This window comes from Kocuria sp. LUK (assembly GCF_021012935.1).
Classification (GTDB): domain Bacteria; phylum Actinomycetota; class Actinomycetes; order Actinomycetales; family Micrococcaceae; genus Kocuria; species Kocuria flava.
In genome coordinates this window covers 36,886-53,158 of sequence record NZ_JAJMZI010000006.1, presented here as the reverse complement: position 1 = coordinate 53,158, position 16,273 = coordinate 36,886, and the positions used below count along the sequence as shown (strand labels likewise).

At 76.5% G+C, this 16,273-nt stretch carries 12 protein-coding genes and 2 tRNA genes; 11 read left to right on the top strand and 3 right to left on the bottom strand.

Annotated features, from left to right (window positions below; genetic code table 11):
- Positions 1-179 precede the first annotated feature (179 nt).
- On the top strand, positions 180-2,369 hold the full coding sequence (locus LQU92_RS11755) for a RecQ family ATP-dependent DNA helicase (RefSeq protein WP_230780914.1): 2,190 nt from the start codon (positions 180-182) through the stop codon (positions 2,367-2,369).
- Positions 2,370-2,411: 42 nt separating this feature from the next.
- On the top strand, positions 2,412-3,506 hold the full coding sequence (locus LQU92_RS11750) for a glycosyltransferase family A protein (protein WP_230780913.1): 1,095 nt from the start codon (positions 2,412-2,414) through the stop codon (positions 3,504-3,506).
- 73 nt (positions 3,507-3,579) lie between these two features.
- On the opposite strand, the gene LQU92_RS11745 is transcribed toward LQU92_RS11750, so the two are convergent.
- Positions 3,580-5,082 carry a lipopolysaccharide biosynthesis protein gene (locus LQU92_RS11745; RefSeq protein WP_101850737.1) on the bottom strand — a complete coding sequence of 501 codons (1,503 nt, stop codon included), beginning with the start codon at positions 5,080-5,082 and terminating at the stop codon, positions 3,580-3,582.
- Between the two features lie 163 nt (positions 5,083-5,245).
- Here LQU92_RS11745 and LQU92_RS11740 point away from each other — a divergent pair, with 163 nt between their 5' ends.
- The 5 genes from LQU92_RS11740 (at position 5,246) to LQU92_RS11720 (ending at position 8,566) form a co-directional block, all read left to right on the top strand.
- Positions 5,246-6,364, top strand: coding sequence for a glycosyltransferase (locus LQU92_RS11740; protein WP_230780912.1), 1,119 nt, complete (start codon positions 5,246-5,248; stop codon positions 6,362-6,364).
- Positions 6,365-6,408: 44 nt separating this feature from the next.
- Positions 6,409-6,497: transfer RNA gene (locus LQU92_RS11735), tRNA-Ser, on the top strand.
- A gap of 167 nt (positions 6,498-6,664) precedes the next feature.
- The gene (locus LQU92_RS11730; RefSeq protein WP_058858123.1) at positions 6,665-7,567 is read left to right on the top strand and encodes an ATP-grasp fold amidoligase family protein; all 903 of its coding nucleotides are present in this window, start codon (positions 6,665-6,667) and stop codon (positions 7,565-7,567) included.
- Positions 7,568-7,668: 101 nt separating this feature from the next.
- Positions 7,669-8,139: a spore germination protein GerW family protein gene (locus LQU92_RS11725; RefSeq protein WP_230780911.1), complete on the top strand. Its 471-nt coding sequence runs from the start codon at positions 7,669-7,671 to the stop codon at positions 8,137-8,139.
- 10 nt (positions 8,140-8,149) lie between these two features.
- Complete coding sequence (locus tag LQU92_RS11720; protein WP_230780909.1) at positions 8,150-8,566, top strand: phage holin family protein; 417 nt, start codon at positions 8,150-8,152, stop codon at positions 8,564-8,566.
- 14 nt (positions 8,567-8,580) lie between these two features.
- Here the strand turns inward: LQU92_RS11720 and LQU92_RS11715 are convergent, their stop codons facing one another.
- A complete protein-coding gene (locus LQU92_RS11715) occupies positions 8,581-10,719 on the bottom strand; it encodes a prolyl oligopeptidase family protein (RefSeq protein WP_230780906.1) in 2,139 nt (712 codons plus the stop codon).
- 65 nt (positions 10,720-10,784) lie between these two features.
- Here LQU92_RS11715 and LQU92_RS11710 point away from each other — a divergent pair, with 65 nt between their 5' ends.
- Positions 10,785-12,791: an FAD/NAD(P)-binding domain-containing protein gene (locus LQU92_RS11710; RefSeq protein WP_230780904.1), complete on the top strand. Its 2,007-nt coding sequence runs from the start codon at positions 10,785-10,787 to the stop codon at positions 12,789-12,791.
- Entirely contained in the window at positions 12,788-13,342 is a 555-nt protein-coding gene (locus LQU92_RS11705; RefSeq protein WP_230780901.1) for an endonuclease domain-containing protein, read from the top strand. Before LQU92_RS11710 ends, LQU92_RS11705 begins: the two co-directional genes overlap by 4 nt.
- A gap of 52 nt (positions 13,343-13,394) precedes the next feature.
- Here LQU92_RS11705 and LQU92_RS11700 read toward each other — a convergent pair.
- Positions 13,395-13,482 (bottom strand) — tRNA-Ser (locus LQU92_RS11700).
- Positions 13,483-13,571: 89 nt separating this feature from the next.
- On the opposite strand from LQU92_RS11700, the gene LQU92_RS11695 reads away from it, so the two are divergent.
- Together LQU92_RS11695 and LQU92_RS11690 are read left to right on the top strand one after the other, a co-directional pair.
- Positions 13,572-15,002: a deoxyribodipyrimidine photo-lyase gene (locus LQU92_RS11695; protein ID WP_230780899.1), complete on the top strand. Its 1,431-nt coding sequence runs from the start codon at positions 13,572-13,574 to the stop codon at positions 15,000-15,002.
- A 118-nt stretch (positions 15,003-15,120) separates the two neighbouring features.
- Entirely contained in the window at positions 15,121-16,104 is a 984-nt protein-coding gene (locus LQU92_RS11690) for an NAD(P)H-quinone oxidoreductase (RefSeq protein ID WP_230780897.1), read from the top strand.
- The last annotated feature ends 169 nt before the right edge of the window (positions 16,105-16,273 follow it).

Genomic DNA, 16,273 nt, shown 5'->3' with positions numbered 1-16,273 from the left:
CGCGAGGCCGGCCGGTGCGCCCGCTGCGGGGGCCGTCCGAGGAGGACGGGCAGCGGGCGCACCGCTCTGTCCGGGCGCCCCGGTCCACCCGCCGCCCGGTCCGTCCCGCGGGCGGTCCGCCCGGCGCCGGGCGGCGGAGGACCGCCGACGACGTCGGGGGGCTCTGCGAGACTGGACCCATGACGAGCTCCTCCTCCCCGACCACGCTCCCGGCCGTCCCCGCGACCCCGGACCCGCGCCTGCACGAGGACGCGCTGGAGCTGCTGCGCGCCCTCACCGGCCGGGACGACGCCGCGTTCCACCCCGGCCAGTTCGAGGCCGTCGAGGCCCTGGTCGGCCGCGGGCGCCGCGCCCTGGTGGTCCAGCGCACCGGGTGGGGCAAGTCCGCCGTCTACTTCCTCTCCGCGCTGCTGCTGCGCGCCCGGGGACGCGGGCCGACGCTCATCGTCTCCCCGCTGCTGGCGCTGATGCGCGACCAGGTCGCCGCCGCCGAGCGCGCCGGCGTGCGGGCGGCCGCCATCAACTCCGCCAACGCCACCGAGTGGGGCGAGATCGCCGCCCGCCTGGAGGCCGACGAGCTCGACGTCCTGCTCGTCTCCCCGGAACGGCTCAACAACCCGGTCTTCCGCGAGCAGCAGCTGCCGCGGCTCGTCGCCCGCCTGGGGCTGCTCGTCGTCGACGAGGCCCACTGCATCTCCGACTGGGGCCACGACTTCCGCCCCGACTACCGCCGCATCCGCGACCTCATCGCCCGCCTGCCCGCCCAGGTGCCCGTGCTGGCCACCACGGCCACGGCCAACGAGCGCGTCGTGGCCGACGTCGAGGAGCAGCTGGGGGTGCGCCTGGACGGCAGCGGCACGGGCGAGGTCTTCACCCTGCGCGGCCCGCTCTCGCGGGCCTCCCTGCGCCTGGGGGTGCTGCGCCTGCCGACCGCCACCGCCCGGCTCGGCTGGCTGCTCGAGCACCTCGGTTCCCTGCCCGGCAGCGGCATCGTCTACACCCTGACCATCAGCGCCGCCGAGGACACTGCCCAGGCGCTGGCCGCGGCCGGGATCCCCGTGCGGGCCTACACCGGGCGCACCGACCAGGCCGAGCGCGAGGAGCTCGAGGCGGCCCTGAAGAACAACGAGGTCAAGGCCCTGGTCGCGACCTCCGCGCTGGGCATGGGCTTCGACAAGCCCGACCTCGGCTTCGTGGTGCACCTGGGGGCGCCCTCCTCGCCCGTGGCCTACTACCAGCAGGTGGGCCGCGCCGGGCGCGCCACCGACAGCGCCGACGTCCTGCTCCTGCCCGGGGCCGAGGACCGCCAGATCTGGGAGTACTTCGCGACCGCTTCCATGCCCACCGAGCACAAGGCCGAGGCCGTGCTGGCCGAGCTGGGCGCCGCCGGCGGGCCGCTGTCCGTGGCCGTGCTCGAGTCGCGGGTCGATCTGCGCCGCAGCCCCCTCGAGCTGCTGCTGAAGGTCCTCGCCGTGGAGGGCGCCGTGGAGCGGGTCCAGGGCGGGTGGCAGGCCACCGGCGCGCCCTGGCGCTACGACGCCGAGCGCTACGGGCGGATCAGCGCCGCCCGCACCGCCGAGCAGGACGCGATGCTCGAGTACGAGACCACCGACCGGTGCCGCATGCAGTTCCTCGCCCGCCAGCTCGACGACGCCACCGCCGAGCCCTGCGGTCGCTGCGACACCTGTGCCGGCGCCTGGTACCCCACCGCCGTGGACGAGACCGCGACCCGCTCGGCCGGGGCCGCCCTCACCCGCGTGGGCACGGTCGTGGAGCCCCGCGCCCAGTGGCCGACCGGGATGCCCCGGCTCGGGGTCGAGGTCAAGGGCCGGATCCCCGAGGACGAGCGCGCCGAGGAGGGCCGTGCCCTGGCCCGCCTGACCGACCTCGGGTGGGGCAACCGGCTGCGGGAGCTCTTCCGCGCAGGGGGAGAGGGGACGGTCGCCGACGGCCCCGTGGACCAGGCCCTGGGCCGCGCCTGCGTGCAGGTGCTCGCCGAGTGGCAGTGGCCGGCCCGGCCCGCCGCCGTCGTCTCCGTCCCGTCGCGGACGCGGCCGCAGCTGGTGCGCTCCCTCGCCGATGGCATGGCCGCCGTCGGGCACCTGCCCTACCTCGGGGAGCTCGAGGTCCCCGAGGGCCACCCCTCGGGCGGGCACGGCGGCAACAGCGCCTACCGGCTCGCGGCCGTGTGGGAGAAGTTCCGGGTGCCCCCGGAGCTGGCCGCCGCCCTCGAGGAGCTGCGGGGCGCGCCCGTGCTGCTCGTCGACGACCTCGTCGACAGCCGCTGGACCCTGGCCGTCGCCGCCCGGGAGCTGCGCCGGGCCGGGGCCGGACCGGTGCTGCCGTTCGTGCTCGCCGCCCAGGGCTGAGCCCGGGCGGGCGCCGCGGCGCCGTCTTGTACGCTGTCCAGCGTGCCGAACCCCGCCGCGCCGCTCGTCGACGTCATCATCCCCGTCCACACCCCCGCCCGCCCCGTGGACCGCGCGGTCGCGTCCGCGCTCGCCGGCGGCCTGCCGGCCGGCCCCGGCGGGGTGCAGGTCACGGTGGTGTGCCACAACGTCGACCCGGCGCTGATCCGCGAGCGCCTCGACCCCGCCGACCGCGACCGGGTGGAGCTGGTCGCCTTCCGCGACGACACCCGCAACCCGGCCGGCGCCCGCAACCTCGGGATCGAGCGCACGCGCGCCCCGTGGCTGTCGTTCCTCGACAGCGACGACACCCTGGACCCGGGCGCCCTGGCCCGCTGGCTGGAGATCGGCCGGCGGCGCGGCTCGGCGGCCGTGCTGGCCCGGGTCTCCCGGGAGGGCGGGGCGGTCGTGCGCACGCCGGTCACCCGCCCCTGGCGCTCCCGCGACCTCGACGCGGTCGCCGACCGGCTGGCCTACCGCACCCGCGTCTCGGGGCTGTTCCGCACCGAGGCGATCCGCCGGCTCGGGCTGCGCTTCCCCGTGGCGTACGCCACCGGCGAGGACCAGTCCTTCTCCCTGCGGCTGCACGCCGAGGCGGGGCGGATCGACTACGCCCGGGGCCGGCCGGGCTACCACCTGCGCGACGACGCGACCGACCGGATCACCGACGCCGCGTCCCCGCTGGCCGAGGTCCTGGAGGCCTTCACGGACCTCGCCGCCTCGCCGTGGCTGCGCTCCCGGCCCCTGGCCCTGCGGCGCGGCTACGCCGTCAAGGTGCTGCGCCTGCACGTCTTCGACGAGGTCACCGCCCGCACCCGCCGCGGCTCCTGGAGCGCCCAGGACGCCGCCGCGGCCCGTGACGCGGTGCGGATCCTGCTCGCCGAGGCCCCCGGCGCCGAGCGCGCCCTGTGCCGGGCCGACCGGGACCTCGTGGACCTGCTGGCGCGCGGCGAGACCGACCGGGCCGCGGTCACCCGCGCCGCCGAGGCCCGCCGCCGCTTCGGGACCCCGGCGACGCTCGTGCCGCGGGAGCTCTCCCGGCTGCTGCACCGGGACGGGTCGCTGCGGTTCATGGCGGCCGCCGCGCTCATGGGCTGAGGCCGCCCCCGTCGGGGCTGGCGGGCCGGGTCGGGCCCGGCCGGGCCGGCGGGTCGTCCCGGGAGCGGGGCGGTCAGGACCGGCGGCCGGGCAGGCGCCCGGCGGCGGTGCGCAGCACCGGGCGCAGGTCCCGGGCGTTGAGCAGCCCCCACGCGGCGAGGAACGCCAGCGTGACCCCGGCCGTGGGCAGGAGGCGGAACTGCTCGCCCAGCACCTCGAGCCCGCCCAGGACCATCGCGTAGCCGAGCACGATCCGCAGCACGACCCCGCCCCACGGCATCCGGTCCAGGCGCCAGACCACCAGCAGCGGCAGGGCCGCGCTGCACACCGAGCCCACGAGGTAGCCCAGTGCGGCGGCGGTGATCCCCAGCCGCGGGCCCAGCACGAGCATCGTGGCCAGGCCCAGCACCAGGCCCGTGCCGTTGGCGGCGGCCAGCACCTTGATGCCCCAGGACTCCGTGCCGTTGAGCCGGGAGTTGGCCGCGTTGAAGCTCGTGGCCGAGACGGCGAAGAACAGGATCACGAGCAGGTGCTCGGCCCCGACGAACTCCCGGCCGAAGACCACGAGCAGCACCGGCTCCGCCCAGAGGATGCCCACGCCGAAGACCGGCAGGAACACCGTGACCATCGTGCGCAGGATGGTGTCCACCTGCCGGGTCAGGCCCGCGGTGTCCCCGGCGGCGAACATCCGCGCCACGCTGGGGGACAGCGCGATGAGCATCGCCGAGGAGAGCATGCTCGCCGGGGTCGCCAGGGAGACGGCCGCCGAGTACAGGCCCAGGGCCGCGTCCGTGTCCACGGTCTTGCCGATGATCACGGACAGCTGCATCAGCCCGCTCGCGGCCACCAGGTGCGCCGAGCCCCAGCCGGTGAAGACCAGGATCTCCCGGCGCAGGGCCGGGTCGGGCCGGCCCGCCGGGCCGCGGGGCCACGACGGCAGCGCGAAGCAGAGGTAGCCGGTGGCCAGGGGCAGCAGCAGCGCCCAGTGCCAGCCGCCCAGGAGCACGAGCACCAGCAGGGTCAGCGTGACGAAGGAGCTCAGGGCGTCCCACAGCGTGGAGGTCACGAACTGGTTGTTGCCGGTGCGCACCCCGCGGGCGAAGTAGTAGCCGGACATCGCCAGCACGAGCAGCCCCGCCGAGAGGGCGTGGGCCCACGAGAGGCCGAGCAGGAACGCGCCCAGCAGCACGGCGGAGGCGCCGAGCAGTCCCGCCCCGGCGGCGGCGCTGCGGGCCGTGAACGCGGCCACCGCCGCCTGCCCGTCCCGGTCCTGCCGGCCGCGGGCCATCGCGACGAACTTCGAGGCCGCGGAGCCGGTGGCCTGGGGCCACAGCAGGATGAGGAACATCGCCAGGGAGATCACCACGTTGACCTCGCCGAGGGCCTCCTGGCCCATCAGCCGCCCCACGAGGACGCTGTAGCCGAACCGGGACAGGCCCTGGACGAAGACCCCCAGCACGGTCAGGGCGAAGGCCGAGCCGAGCGGGTTGTCGGTGTTCTCGTGGTTGGGGGGAGGGAAGAGGGCCGCCCGCAGGCGCGAGAGCATCCCCGCCGGGACGGGATCCGGAGTCGTCATCGTCGCCCGAGTCTACTCGCCGGTTCGCGCCCGCCCGGTGCACCGCACCCGCGCCCGGCCGGAGGGCCGGCCGCCGCTAGGCTGGGCCCATGACCGCCGCACCGCCGCCCCTGCCCGTCGCCGCCCCTGCCCGCCCCCGCGGCGCGGACCGGGGCTGAGGCCCGTGCGCGTCCTCGTCGTCAGCACCTGGTTCCCGTCGGCGGAGGCGCCGGGGGAGACCCCGTTCGTGGTGCGCCACGTGCGCGCGATCGCCCGGCACCACGACGTGCGGGTGGTGCATCTGCGGCTGCTGCGCCCGGGGCCGGTGGTCCGCGAGCAGTGGGACGGGCTGCCCGTGGTGCGCCTGCCGTTCGCCCCGTCCCGCCCGGCCACGCTCCTGCGCGCCTACCGCGAGCTGTGGCGGGCGCTGCGCGGGGCGGACGTGCTGCACTCCATGGCGTTCTCCACCGCACTGGTCCTCGCCCCGTTCACCGGCCGGCGCCCCTGGGTGCACACCGAGCACTGGGCGGGGGTCACCGCCCCCGAGCGGATCAACGGCCTGTGGGTGCGCCTGGCCGCGCTGCGCCACGTGCTGCGGCTGCCCGACCTGCTGACCGGGGTCAGCGAGACCATGTGCGCGAGCCTGCGCCGGTTCACGCGCCCGGAGCGGGTGGTGCTGTGGGGCAACGTCGTCGACCACGACCCCGAGGTGGTGCCCCCGCCGCGCGGGCCGGTCCTCGAGCTGGTCGCCGTGGGCCGGCTGACCGCCACCAAGGACCCGCTGCTGGCCCTTGAGGCCGTGGACTGGATCCGGCGCCGGGGCCGGGACGTGCACCTCGTGTGGTGCGGGGGCGGGCCGCTGGCCCGGGAGGTCGAGCGGAGGGCTGCCGAGCTCGGCCTCGGGGACGCGGTCGAGCTGACCGGCGACGTCCCGCCCGCCGAGGTGCGGCGCCGCCTCGCCGCGGCGGACGTCTTCCTGCTGCCCAGCCGCATCGAGACCTTCTGCGTGGCCGCCGCCGAGGCCCTGGCGGCCGGCCGGCCGGCCGTCATGGGCGACCGCGGCGGGCAGACCGAGTTCATCGACGAGCGCAGCGGCCGGCTCGTCGGCGAGCGCACCGGCGAGGCCTTCGGCCGGGCGGTGCTCGCGTGCCTGGAGCCCGGCGGCACCGCTGCCCCGGAGGAGCTGGCCGCCGGGATCCGCGGCCGCTACGGGGCCGAGGCCGTGGCCGCGGAGATCGACCGGCTCTACCGCGACCTCGTGGCCGCACAGCGCTCTTTGACCCGCGGACCGTCCAGCCATTAAGCTGGCCGGTGTTGTCCGGATGCCTGCGCACCGGGCGCCACCCAGGAGACGTGCCAGAGCGGCCGAATGGACTTCACTGCTAATGAAGGGTCCGGGTTAAACCGGACCGGGGGTTCAAATCCCCCCGTCTCCGCGGTCGTGATGTCCCAGGACATCGGAAGCACCCCGGACCCGCGGTCCGGGGTGCTTCTGCGTGTCCGGGTCCCGGGGTCGTGCCCGCGGCGACGGCGCGGGAACCGGGCGGGACTTCAGTAGCCTGGACCCGGAGAGCACCCCACCCAGGAAGCAGGTACGGACGACGTGGCCGCCAAGAGAGCACCGGAATTCACCAAGAACCCGTGGATCACCCGGGACGGGCGGGGCCCGGCGCTGGCGCGCCGCGCCGTGAGCCTCATCCCCCTGGCGCTGCGCCGCCAGGCCTTCTACCTCTACCGCCACCACCGCTTCTTCCGGTGGCGGCCCCGGACCTTCACCGAGAAGATCCAGTGGCGGCTCCTCCACGACCGCCGCGAGCTCTTCGCCGTGGGCGGGGACAAGATCGCCATGAAGGACCACGTCGCGGCCATGGGCCTCGACCTGGAGGTGCCCCGCACCCTGTGGCACGGTGAGGACCTGCGCGCGGTCGCCGACCACGACTGGGGCTGCGACTGGGTGCTCAAGCCCGTCACCGGATCGGGCTACTCGGCCTTCGGCTCCGGCAGCCTGCGCGGCAGCGGCCTCGACCTCGACGCGGTCGAGCACTGGCGCGCCGACGACGCCCACCGCATCTACGGCGAGTGGCACTACAGCCGCTCCCGGCCGGGCTACCTGCTCGAGGAGCGGATCCCGACCCGGGACGGCGCCTCCCCGAACGACTACCGGTTCTTCGTCTTCGACGGCCGCGTCCACGTCGTCCAGATCGACACCCCGCGGGTGGCGAAGGTCCAGCGCCGGTTCTACGACCGGGACTGGACGCCGCTGGACGTCCGCCAGGCCGGTGCCGACCTCGCCGACCCGGTGGACCCGCCCGCGACCCTGGGGCGGATGGTCGAGCTCGCCGAGCGCATCGGCGCCGAGTGGGACTTCGTGCGCGTGGACCTCTACGACGCCGACGGCACGATCTGGTTCGGTGAGCTCACCCCCGCCCCGACCGGAGGGCTGGCGCCCTACGACCCGCCGGAGTTCGACCGGCAGCTCGGCGAGCTCTGGCGGCTGCCCGCCTGAGCGTCCCGTCCCGCCCCGTCATCCTGGCGGCACTCCGTGACCGGGCCCGCCGGTCTCCCTAGACTGGCGGCACCGCACCCGACCGCGCCGAGGGGGACCCCATGACCGACGACGACGCCCGTCCTGCCGCCCCGCCGACCGCCGCCCCGGGACCGGGCCCGGCGCAGACGGTCCCGCCGGCCCCCGCGCCCGGCCGCGCCGGCCCCCCGGGCTCGGGTCCCTCGGGGATCCCCGACCGCGCCGTGCTGGAGCGCTCCGTCGACGCGCTGACGGTGCGCCGGGTCTTCGGCGAGGCCTACGAGCTGGGCGCCGCCACGGTGATCCCGGTGGCCCGGGTGCGCGGCGCGGGCGGCGGCGGTGGCGGCTACGGGCAGGAGGAGCACGGCTCCGGCGGCGGGCAGGGCCTCGGCTACGGGGTCCGCGCCGAGCCGGCCGGGGCCTTCGTGGTCACCGGCGACCGGGTGAGCTGGCAGCCGGCCGTCGACGCCGAGCGGATCGCGCTGACCTCGGTCCTGGCGTTCTTCGCGACCGCCGCCGCGGTCGGGCTGGCCGTGCTCGGCCGGCGCCGCTGAGGGTGCGGCGGTGCCGTTCCTGGTGCGGGTGCTGGTCAACGCGGCCGCCCTGTGGGCGGCCGCGTGGCTGCTTCCCGGCATGACGATCGAGGCCGACCCCTCCGTGGTCGAGGCCGTGGGCAGCCCCACCACGGCCGCGGTGCTCGCCCACCTGTTCCTGGGCCTCGTCTTCGGGGCGGTCAACGCGGTCGTGCGGCCCGTGCTGCAGCTGCTGTCCCTGCCGATCACGTGCCTGACGCTCGGGCTGTTCGCGATCGTCGTCAACGCCCTGATGCTGTGGCTGACCGCCTGGCTGAGCTCGTTCACCCCGCTGCGGCTGGGCATCGACGAGTTCTTCTGGACGGCGGTGCTGGCCACGCTGATCGTCGGGGTGGTCTCGCTGCTGCTCGGCTGGGCCGTGCCCGAGCGGCGGGCGAGGACCCGCTGACCCGCCCGGGCGGGTCAGTCCCGGTGCAGCATCCGCCACAGGAACTCGTGGGAGAGCGCGTGCAGCCGCGCGGCCTGCTTGTTGTCCCCGGCGCCGGCGTGCCCGCCGTCGGTGGCCTCGTAGAACCACACGTCCTCGTGGCCGAGACCCTGCAGGCGGGCTGCGGCCTTGCGGGCCTGGACGGGACCGACCCGGTCGTCGCTCGTGGCCGTCCAGAACAGCACGGGCGGGTAGTCCTCCCCGGCGCGCATCAGGTGGTACGGGGAGAAGGTGCGCAGGAACTCCCACTGCGCCGGGTCCTCCGGGTCACCGTACTCGGCGATCCAGGACGCACCGGCGGACAGCTGCGTGTAGCGGCGCATGTCCAGCAGGGGCACCCCGCAGGAGACGGCCCCGAAGAGGTGGGGCCAGCGGGTGAGCATGTTGCCCACGAGCAGCCCGCCGTTGGAGCCGCCCGAGCAGGCCAGCCGCTCCCGGGAGCAGACTCCGCGGGCCTGGAGGTCGGCGGCCACGGCGGCGAAGTCCTCGTAGGCGCGGTGGCGCCGCTCCCGCAGCGCCGCCCGGTGCCAGGACGGGCCGTACTCCCCGCCGCCGCGGATGTTGGCGAGCACGTAGACCCCCGAGCGGCCCTCGTCGTCGGTGCGGGCCAGCCAGGAGCGCCCGAGGGAGCCCGAGTAGGAGGGGGTGCGGGAGACCTCGAAGCCGCCGTAGCCCGAGAGCAGCGTGGGGTTGCGCCCGTCGGCGACCAGCCCGGCCGGGCCCACCTGGAAGTAGGGCACGCGGGTGCCGTCGGCCGAGACGGCGAAGTGCTGCTCGACGACCAGCCCGGAGGCGTCGAAGAAGGACGGGGCGCGCTTGACGACCCGCGGCGGGGTGCCGGGGTCCGTGCCGGTGGCCAGCGTCCCGCGCGCGACGGTCGTGGGCGTGAGGAAGCCCGTGGCCACGAGCCAGTGGTCGTTGCCGGCCTCGGGGTCCTCGTCGTCGACCGCCCAGGCGTCGATGCTGTGCAGCGCGGGCGCCCCGGGCAGCTCCGCGGTGGTCCACGTCCCGGGCTCGGCCACGAGCACCACGGAGGAGACGTCGCGCAGCAGCTCGAGCAGCAGCCGGTCGGCCGTCCAGGACCACGACTGCAGGGAGGTGTGCGCGTCCGGGACGAAGACGGGCACCACGGTGCGGTCCCCGGCCAGGAACGCCTCGAGGTCCGCGGCCAGCAGCGACCCCGCCGGGTGGCGCGTCCCGCCCAGCTCGAGGTCCTCCTGCGGGCGCAGCAGCAGCCACTGCCGGTGCAGGTCCACGGTGACGGTCTCGGGCACGTCCACGTGCACGAGCCCGCCGTCGCGCACCAGGTGGGTGCGGGAGGAGAAGAAGTCGACGACGTCCACGGCGACGTCGCGCACGAAGCCGGGGGTGTGGTCGCGCACGAGCACCGCCTGCACGTGGTCCTCGGGCACCTCGAAGACCTGCCGGGCCTCGGCGAGGTCCTGGCCCCGGCGCAGCACGCGCACCGTGCGGGGGTAGGAGGAGGTGGTCAGGCTCCCCGGGCCGAAGTCGGTGCCCACGTGCACGGTGTCCGCGTCCACCCAGGTCACCGAGGACTTGGCGGTGGGGACGTCGAAGCCGCCGGGCACGAACTCGCGCCGCTCGAGGTCGAACTCCCGCACCCGCTTCGCGTCCCCGCCGTCGGGGGACAGGCTCACGAGCGCCCGCCGGTGCACCCCGCCGGTGTACTGCGGGCGCAGCAGGCGCGCCCCGCCCCACACCCAGTCCACGCCCTCGGCCGCGGCGAGGGCGTCGACGTCCAGCAGCACCTCCCACTGCGGGTCCTCGCCGGCCCACGACTCCCACCCGGTGCGGCGGAACAGGCCCCGCGGGTGCTCGGCGTCGCGCCAGAAGTTGTAGTAGTGCGCCCCGTGCTTGGCGACCATGGGGATCCGGTCGGCCGAGTCCATCACCGCCAGCACGTCCGCCTCGAGCCGCTCCAGGGCCGGGCCCTCGAGCAGGGACAGGGTCCGGGCGTTCTGCCGGGCCACCCACGCCAGCGGGGCGGGCCCGTCGATCTCCTCGAGCCACAGGTGCTCGTCGTGGGGCTGCCCGGCGGGCGGGGCGCCGTCCGGGGCGGTGCTGCGGGCGTCGGTGCCGGTGCTCTCGCTCATGCGGCCATCGTAGGCGGGGGCCGCCGTGCGCCGGCCCGGGGGCGCGGGTCGATACGCTGGGCGGCATGAGTGCAGCGGGTGGAGCAGGTGCGGAGCGGCGGGTCGTGGTCATCGGGGCGGGGCCGCGCGGGCTCTCGGCCGTGGAGCGGTTCGCGGCGCGGTCGGCGGCCACGGGCACCCGGGTGCGGCTCGACGTCGTCGACCCCTTCCCCCCGGGACCCGGGCACGTGTGGCGCACGGACCAGTCCCCGCTGTACCTGATGAACACCCCGTCCCTGTTCCCCACCGCGGTCCCCGACGACGGCGTGCTGCCGGTCGACCCGCTGCCGCCGCTGCGGGGGATGAGCTTCGAGCGGTGGCGGCTCGCGGTCGTGGCCGGGGAGATCGCGATCGACGCCGACGACGCCGGGCACCTGACCCGCATGACGCCGCGGTCGTACCCCTCCCGGCGCATGTACGGGGTCTACCTCGAGTGGGTGCTGCGCACGCTGCGCGAGGCGCTGCCCCCGACCGCCGAGCTGCACGCCCACCGCGCGGAGGCCGTCGGCGTGCACGTGCGCGGCCAGGCCCGGCACCGCTACGACGTCGAGATCAGCGGCGGGCAGAACCTCCCGGCCGACGCCGTGGTGCTCGCGCTGGGCCACCTCGACGCCGACCTGCGCCCGGACCAGAAGGAGCTCGTGGACGGGGCCGCCGAGTTCGGCCTGGACTACCGGCCGCCGGCCGTGCCCGCCGACGTGCACTGGGACGCCCTGCCCGCGGGGGAGACGGTCCTGGTGCGCGGGATGGGGCTGAACTTCTGCGACGTCCTGGCCCAGGTCACCGAGGGCCGCGGCGGGATCTACACCCAGGAGGGGGAGCGGATGCGCTACCACCCCTCCGGCCGGGAGCCCGTGATCGTGGCCGGCTCCCGCCGCGGCGTGCCCTACCGCGCCAAGGGCGAGTTCGGGGGCTACTACGCCGACGGGGCCCGGCCCCACCACTTCACCCTGGAGGCGGTGCGCGCGCTGGCCGCGCGCACCCGGGGGAAGCTGTCCTTCGACGCCGACCTGTGGCCGCTGATCCGCAAGGACGCCGTGCGCCACTACTACGCGGTGCTCGCCCGCACGGCCCCCGAGGCCTTCGAGACCGACCCGCAGCGGTTCCTGCAGGAGCTCGACGCCGTGCTCGCCTCCGGCGACGACCACCCCGAGGGCCCGTGGGCGAGCCGCGCCGAGGCGCTCGTGGCCACCGCCGTGGTGCCCGGGCGCAACATCAGCGCCGCCCGCCTCGCCCGGCCGTTCGAGGGGGTCAGCTTCGACTCCCACGACGCCTTCGCCGCCGCCGTGGTCCACCACCTCGACCGGGACGTCCACGGGGCGCTCGCCGCGGAGGACGACCCGGTGCGCATGGCCATCGCCTCCCTCAACGCCTCCCGCACGGTGCTCAAGGCCGTGCTCGCCGACATCGGCATCGACGACGCCTCCTGGCACGACGAGCTGCGGCGCAGCTTCGAGCCGTTCGTGGAGGGCCTCACCTCCGGTCCGCCCGTGCTGCGCATCCAGCAGCTCGCCGCGCTGGCCCGCGCCGGGGTGGTGCGCTTCCTGGGCCCGGACCCGCAGTTCCGCGTGGACGAGGAGGCCGGCTGCTTCGTGGGCACCTCGCCGTGGGTGCAGGACGAGCCCGTCCACGCCCGCCACCTCGTGGAGGCGATGTCCCCGCCCAACGACGTGCGGCGCAACATCTCCCCGCTGCTGACGTCGATGCACCGGGAGGGCCTCGTGCGGGTCCGCGCTCTGGACACCGTGGACGGTGTGGCCACCGTGCCCTCCACCGGCCTCGACGTCACGGCGGCCCCCTACCGGGCCGTGCGGGTCGACGGCGGCGCCGAGCCCGGGATCTTCGTGCTCGGGCTGCAGCTGTCGGCCGTGCAGTGGGGCGTGGCGATCGCCGCCGAGGCCGGGGCCTCCGCCGAGCTGGGCGCGCGCACCCTGGCCGACGCCGACCGGGTCGCCGAGGCCGTGCTCGCACCCCGCCCCGCCCGCTCGGGCCCCCTCCCCGCCCGTCCGGGCGCCCTCCCCGCCGGCGGGTGACCCCGGCCCGGACCGCACTGGACTGCGCCCGCTTCCTGCCCACGGCGGGAGCGCTGACGGTGGTCGACCACGCGCTGGCCCTGGGCGTGGACCGCGAGGGGCTGGTCGGGCGCTGCCGGGAGCTCGCGGGGCGGCGGGGCGTGCGCCGCGCCCGCTTCGTGCTCAGCGTGGCCGATCCGCGCGCCGAGTCGGCGGGGGAGACCCTCACCCGGCTCGTGATCCTGCGGGCCGGGCTGCCGCTGCCGGAGCTCCAGCACGAGATCCGCACGGTCCGGGGGACGTTCCGCCCCGACTTCGCGTGGCCGTCGGCGCGGGTGGCCCTGGAGTTCGACGGCGCGGTCGAGTACTCGGGCCGGTACGGCGCCGCGCCGGAGGTCGTGGTGGCCGAGCGGCAGCGGGAGAAGGAGCTCACGAACCTCGGCCGGCGCGTCCTGCGCACCGACTGGACCACGGTCACCCGCCGGCCGGAGGCGCCGGCCGGCCTGATGCGCCGGGAACTGTCCGGCAGCCACCCGCTGTGGGACGCGAGTGACCCCGGTCGCGTCGGGTGACCACGGTCTCTCGTGGTCACCCGACGCGACCGGGGTCACTCGGCGGAGGGGGCGGAAGGTAAGGGATTTGAACCCTTGGCACGGGGTCACCGCGCACCGGTTTTCAAGACCGGCTCCTTAGGCCGCTCGGACAACCTTCCCCGCGCCCGGCCGGGACCGGCCCGCCGAGCGCTCGCCCATTCTTCCACGCGCGCTGGAGGCCGCCAAAGCGCGGGGCTAGGGTGGGCGCGTGGACGCAGCGGAGGGCCCGGGACGGGCGGTGACGGTCGTGTGGTTCCGGGACGACCTGCGGATCACCGACCACCCCGCCCTCGACGCCGCCGTCCGGCGCGGCCGGGTGCTGGCCCTGTACGTCCTGGACGAGGACTCCGCCGACGTCCTGCCCCTCGGAACGGCGGCCCGGTGGTGGCTCGACGGGTCCCTGCGCTCGCTGCGGGCGTCCCTGGCGGACCTGGGGATCCCCCTGGTCTCGCGGCGCGGCCCGGCCGGGGAGGTCGTGCCCGAGGTGCTCCGGCGCACCGGGGCGGGCGGCATCACCTGGAACCGCCGCTACGGCGGGCCCGAGCGGGCCGTCGACGCCGCGGTCGAGCAGTGGTGCGCCGGCCACGGCGTCGAGGTGCACTCCTTCGCCGCGGCCCTGCTGCACGAGCCGTGGGAGGTGCGCACCGGCACGGGCGGGACCTACAAGGTCTTCACCCCCTTCTGGAAGGCCCTGCGCGCCCGGCCCGTGCGCCAGCCCCTGCCCGCGCCGCCCGCCGGGCGCGGCGCACCGCCCGCGCTCGCGGCCGCGGCCGGCGACGAGGACCCGCAGGCGTGGGCCCTGCGGGCGGACCGGCGGCGGGCGCAGGACCTGGGCGCGTCGTGGAGCACCGGGGAGGCCGCGGCCTGGGAGCGGCTGGACGACTTCCTGGACCGCGTCGAGGACTACGCCGAGGGCCACGACCGTCCCGACCGGGACGCCACGAGCAGGCTCTCCCCGCACCTGCGCTGGGGCGAGCTCAGCCCGCACGCCGTCTGGGACGCCACCGTGCGGCACCGGGCCGGGCAGGGCGGCAGTCCGGGGCTGGAGAAGTTCCTCACCGAGCTCGGCTGGCGGGAGTTCAACTGGCACCTCCTGCACGAGCACCCGGACCTGCACCGCCGGCACCTGCGCCCGCGCTTCGACGCCTTCCCGTGGCGCTCCGGCGAGGAGGCGGCCGCGGACCTGAGCGCCTGGCGGGAGGGCCGCACCGGCATCCCCCTCGTCGACGCGGGCATGCGCCAGCTCGCGGGCACCGGGTGGATGCACAACCGGGTGCGGATGGTCACCGCCTCCTTCCTGGTCAAGAACCTGATGGTCGACTGGCGGGCCGGGGCCGGGGTCTTCCACGACGCCCTCGTGGACGCCGACGCCGCGAACAACGCCGCCAACTGGCAGTGGGTCGCCGGCTCCGGGGCCGACGCCAGCCCCTTCTTCCGGATCTTCAACCCCGTCACCCAGGCCCGCCGCTTCGACCCGGAGGCCCGCTACGTCCGCCGCTGGGTGCCCGAGCTCGCCGCCGAGGGCGTCGACCCGCACGAGCCGGGGCTGCTGGGCCCGTCGGCCGGCTACCCCGAACCGCTCGTCGACCTGCGGGCGAGCCGGCAGCGGGCCCTCGACGCGTGGGCGGCCACCGCCTGAGCACCGCCGTCGTCCCGTCCCGCGCCGGTCCCGGCGGGGCGCGGCGGCGGAAGAGGACACAATGGCCGTACCGGACACCACGGGCGGCCCGGCGCCGCCCCCGAGAGGAAGGCCCACCATGCGCGCAGTGCTCGAGACGACCCCCGGAGGCCCCGAGGTCCTGACCGTCACCGAGGTCCCCGCCCCCGGGCTGACGCCCGACGGCGTGCGGATCCGGGTGCGGGCGGCCGGCATCAACCGCGCCGACGTCATGCAGCGGCTCGGGCGCTACCCCGTGCCCCCGGGTGCCTCGAAGATCTTCGGGCTCGAGGTCTCCGGCACCGTCGCCGAGCTCGGGCCCGAGGTCCCCGAGGACGCCGGGCTGGCCGTGGGCGACGAGGTCGTGGCCCTGCTCGACTCCGGCGGCTACGCCGAGGAGGTCGTCGCCCCCGCGGCCCAGGTCCTGCCCGTCCCCGACGGCGTGGACCTCGAGGCCGCGGCCGGGCTGCCCGAGGTGTGCGCGACCGTGTTCTCCAACGTCTTCATGGCCGCGGCCGCCCGGGAGGGCGAGGTCGTGCTCATCCACGGCGGGACCGGCGGGATCGGGACCAACGCCATCCAGATGTGCCGGGCGCTCGGGCTGCGCGTGCTCACCACGGTCGGCAGCCCCGAGAAGGCCGCGGCCGCCCGCGAGCTCGGGGCGGAGACGATCGACTACCGCGCCGAGGACTTCGTCGAGCGCGTCCGCGAGCTCACCGACGGCCACGGCGCCGACATCGTCCTCGACGTCGTCGGCGCGATGTACCTGGAGCGCAACCTCGACGCCCTCGCCGTCAACGGGCGGCTCGTGGTCATCGGCCTGCAGGGCGGGCGCAAGGGCGAGCTGGACCTCGGCAAGCTCATGGCCAAGCGCGCCGCCGTCATCGGCACCACGCTGCGCTCGCGCCCGGCGGGGGAGAAGGCCCGCATCATGGCCGCGGTCGGCGAGCACGTGTGGCCGCAGGTGGCGGCCGGGCGGATCGCGCCGGTGGTCAACCGCACCTTCCCCCTCGAGGAGGCCGCGCAGGCCCACGAGTACTTCGACTCCGGAACCCACATCGGCAAGGTGCTGCTCGTGCCGTGAGCCGGTCGCCCCGGGGCGGCGCGCCCGGACCTGCCGTCCGGGGCCCCCGGCCGCGGCGCAACGGCCGGGGCACCGACCGCGGGGCGCCGACCGCGGAGCGAGGGCCGGGGGCGCCGGTCCCGGGGAGGCGGCTCCCGCGCAGCGCCCGCAAGCGGACGGCGGGCCCGTG